The organism is Paenibacillus sp. 01T431 (genome assembly GCF_056398625.1).
The window spans coordinates 1-4,325 of record NZ_JBFTPT010000043.1 but is presented as its reverse complement, the minus strand read 5'-3'; the positions used below and the strand labels follow the sequence as shown (position 1 = coordinate 4,325).

Below are 4,325 nucleotides of genomic sequence, written 5' to 3'. Positions count from 1 at the left end.
CAGACGCACTAGACTTAGGATCTAGCGGGCAACCGTGGGGGTTCAAGTCCCTCTACGCGCATCATAGTACGACAAAAGAAGTCTTGCTTAGCAAGGCTTTTTTTGTTGTTCAAAAGTAGGAAATGATATTCAAATGAGATGCTTTTGAGTAATTTTCATGAAATGGGTAACTCATATTGGTAAAACGTAATAAGGCTTCAGTTGTTATTACTCCGATCTCGTAAAAAATTCCTCTACGCCTCTCCCAAGCTTTTTAACCCTCTGCAGACAAGTATTATCATTCTAATATCTGGAATCTAATAAGAGACGAAGGTATGGGACGTTAAGAGCCAAATAAACACGTCTTAAAAAAGAAGAAGACTTCTCTATAATTGTACTGTGATTCGACTGCAAGTGAACTCATTGAAAAGGCGAACGCTTAGACAGCTGTTTGTCTAGGTATTACTAATATGTCAGATCGTAATGCTGCGGAAATTTATTCAATAATCTAGGGTAGATGTTCGAATGAATGCAAGTAGCTTTTTTTGACTATAACACTATATTAAATGTTCTAGTCTCTGTGCCTCTGGCGCACACACGACCGGCTGGTCATCGGTGCGTTTACATTAGTGATGTTTGTTCTTCAAGAGAACTCCTTCCATTATGACTGCACGTCTACCTGCGATAGAAGATGCTTTTTAACGTGGGTTTTACGGTGTTATGCCAATCTAGATACCCCGATCGTTCAATCCAATTCATGTATCTACGATACATCAAGCAGGGTGTCCCTGAAAATTAGTAATAAAAAATCTGTGATATAATATTAAGCAGCAATGCGAAATGGATTAACGGGCGGGGATATATATGAAATTGGAGCGATTGATCTCCATAATCTACAAGCTCCTGAATAACGAAGTTTTGTCTGCTTCTATGCTGGCTGAAGAGTATCAAGTTTCCCAAAGAACTATTTATCGGGATATCGATGTGATCTGCGCTGCGGGCTTCCCTGTCATATCGTATCAGGGAATGAATGGCGGATACGGGATAATGGACGGATACAAAATGGATAAAAGCTTGCTCGGTTCTTATGATGTCGATTCCCTAATCACCGTGCTCAGCAGCCTCTCCAGCGTGTTTAAAGATGAGCGTGCTCAGGGTACCATTGAACGACTACAAACAATCGGACCCGAGCAGCAGATCCCCACTGTATCTGTCGACTTAGAAACCCGCCGGTCAGGGCCTGACGCGCTTCAACATTTACGTACGGGCATTACGGAGCGAAAAATCGTCCGTTTTGATTATATTAATGCTAATAATGATCGTACTTCCCGTGATATGGAACCCATACAGCTTCATTTCAAATATGGCAATTGGTACGTTTATGGCTTTTGTCGAACGCGTTGTGACTATCGGGAGTTCCGATTATCACGAATAATGAACTTAGTGTTGACGCAGGAAGACTTTCAGCAGCACCACTTAGTGTCGAAAGAGCTTACTTTCACAAACAAGGAATGGTGCGATCTTTTGAAAGATGTTGTGATTCAAGTGGGACCGGAGGCTTTGGCGATAGCTATGGATCAGTTTCACCAAGCGGATATGCAATTTCATGCCGATGGAAATGCAACGATACGAATTCCAGTTTATAAACCACTTGAAGCAAGATGGCTATGGTCCATTCTTCTGAGCTTTGGCAGTGGCGCCGAAGTACTCGAACCTTATGCACTGCGAGGGATTTTAAAAGAACAGCTTCAAAATACACTCAAACTTTATGAAGAAGTATGACAGTCTGTTGTCATACTTCTTTTATTATTATAACTACAGAACCAAAATCAATTTATTAGAAATCAAAAGGAGAATTTACGAATGTCCAATTATCCAGTAGAAATGTTTCAATACCACACATGGGCCAACCAAACGATCATGGGGAGAATCAAGGAACTCCCTGCCTCTGTGCTAAGTCAAGAAGTAAACAGCTCATTTCCTACCATTGCCCATGCCCTTAGTCATATCTATGCAGTGGATACGATGTGGTATAAGGTTTTAACAGGCACTGGTATGCGAGAGGCATTTCAAGAATGTATGTCGCTAAATGTGAGTATCCTGCATTCTGTAGATGAATACGCCAACAACTTCGCACAGTTATCGGAACAATACAGAGAATGGTTCCAAAGCGAAGCTGATTTGGAGCAAACCGTTTTGCTTGATAACCCATTTGCCGGAATTCGCCAAACACGCTTATCGGAAATTGTACTGCAAGTGGCCAATCATGGGACCTATCACAGAGGCAATATTTCAACAATGTTGCGCCAACTAGGCCACGCATCCGTCATGAACGACTATGCATTTTTTTGGTATCAGGAAGCTGCGGAATCCGTTTAAACACTGGCTCATCGTTTTGAAGATTTGGTGAGCGCAATGGATATTGTTTTGAATTAAATCAAATTATACTAAAAAGGTCGATACTTCTAAAAATAGGGGAGTCGACCTTTTTACTTCGATTTAATAGAAGAAATAAGTCACCATTGCTAGTTGAGATAAGTATCATTTAACCCTTTTGCTAATAGTATCAAGTTCGACTTGGGTCATAGGTTGTATAATGAATTTAATTACACACTATAGTTAGAAGGAGCTTGAATTTTATCTATGGAAATTGAAAATCTAATTACAGTAAATTCGAGAGAAGATTTGAGGATTTGGCTACAGGAAAATGGAAATATTAAAAAGTCTTGCTGGGTAGTAGTTAGCATGACGCCAAACCCAGATACGTTGCTGTATTTGGACGCGGTCGAAGAATCTTTGTGCTTTGGATGGATTGATGGAGTGAAAAAGAAAATAACCGAAACTCAAATGGCGCAGAGACTATCACCTAGAAGCAAAAAAAGTTCATGGACTGAATTGAATAAAGAACGTGTCCGCCGCCTTGAAAAGTTGGGGTTAATGAGAGATGAAGGAAGAAAGGTACTTCCCGATATGGATTACGATTCTTTTAAAATAGATAAGGTTATAAAGCAAAGGCTCAAAGAGGAGAGACAGGTAATTGAGAATTTTTCGGCATTTCCAGCTCTTTATAAAAGAGTTCGGATCGACACGATACAAAGTAATAAAAACCAGCCGGAATTATTTAATAGTAGATTAGACAAATTCATTGCAAACACTAAGGAAAATAAAATGTACGGTCAATGGCATGACAATGGACGCCTCCTAGATTATTAAGATACGCTATTTTGTAGCGAGAAATTGTTTGTTGTGGTGGTTATATAAGCACGTCGAAATAGGCTATTTGTAATTAGTGGTTGTAGTCTTCTACTATACTAATTTTGATTTGTTTCAAATTAAAAACCCATCCTTTCATATGCGTGGTAGGATTATTTTAGTTCCTACACATACGAATAGGTCGGGGAGGTGCTTATGCTGGACGGTTCAGCTGCTATTGTGAATGTTGAATACGGATGGTCTTGGTCTAGAATAGAATGAACATTCGTGGAGGATGTAAAGCAAGGATTAATTCTGATTGTAAATAACGAACAGGTTACGTAGGTGATCTTAATAGATAAAGAGGAATTACTAATGGCTTTTTTAAAGTTAAGGACTTTGCACAGTTATAATTCATTTTAAAAAGCAATCGTATTTATGAATCAAGATGCTATTCCCCTGTAAATGAGTATCAGAAGCAAGTCACGGAATTCATACAAACCTGTACAGGGATAGATAAGAAGTGATGCAGCTTTGTGTCTTCTAGGATTAAATAGATTGATGTAAGGCAGAATCAGATATCAAGCAGAAAACGATGATTATATGAGCTGATTTGAATTCCATTTGTTAATCATCTGCATTACACATAGTTAACTAGGATAATATTGAGCTCAAAATAAATAACTAATAATATGTTTGTTCATTTATATTAACGAAATTAAATATTAAAACGCTTAAATGTAGTGTTTTACAGGCATTATAGACGTATTAAATGGCATTTATATAGTGAAATCATAAATATAATAAAATAATTTCAAAAAAGACTTGCAATCATATATGCATGCATGGTATATTCTAATTCCGGCCGAGAGATACACGCGGACGGCGAGAGAAACAAACGAAAGAAAAGATTGCTCTTTGAAAACTGAACAACGAGTAATAACTGCCTTGCAAATCCTTCGGGATGAGCAAATATAGCGATAAAAGTTATGAGCAAGTCAAACAACCAATTTGGAGAGTTTGATCCTGGCTCAGGACGAACGCTGGCGGCGTGCCTAATACATGCAAGTCGAGCGGAGTTGATGAGGTGCTTGCACCTCTGATGCTYAGCGGCGGACGGGTGAGTAACACGTGGGTAACCTGCCTGTAAGACT

At 39.0% G+C, this 4,325-nt stretch carries 3 protein-coding genes and 1 rRNA gene; all 4 read left to right on the top strand.

Annotated features, from left to right (window positions below):
• The first annotated feature begins 843 nt into the window (after positions 1–843).
• On the top strand, positions 844–1,761 hold the full coding sequence (locus tag AC1DM9_RS34180) for a helix-turn-helix transcriptional regulator (RefSeq protein ID WP_477512994.1): 918 nt from the start codon (positions 844–846) through the stop codon (positions 1,759–1,761).
• A gap of 81 nt (positions 1,762–1,842) precedes the next feature.
• Positions 1,843–2,358 (top strand): DinB family protein, encoded by a 516-nt coding sequence (locus tag AC1DM9_RS34175; RefSeq protein ID WP_477584478.1) that lies wholly within the window; start codon positions 1,843–1,845, stop codon positions 2,356–2,358.
• A 264-nt stretch (positions 2,359–2,622) separates the two neighbouring features.
• Positions 2,623–3,192 (top strand): YdeI/OmpD-associated family protein, encoded by a 570-nt coding sequence (locus AC1DM9_RS34170; RefSeq protein WP_477584476.1) that lies wholly within the window; start codon positions 2,623–2,625, stop codon positions 3,190–3,192.
• A 987-nt stretch (positions 3,193–4,179) separates the two neighbouring features.
• A 16S ribosomal RNA gene (locus AC1DM9_RS34165) occupies positions 4,180–4,325 on the top strand; the annotation flags it as partial.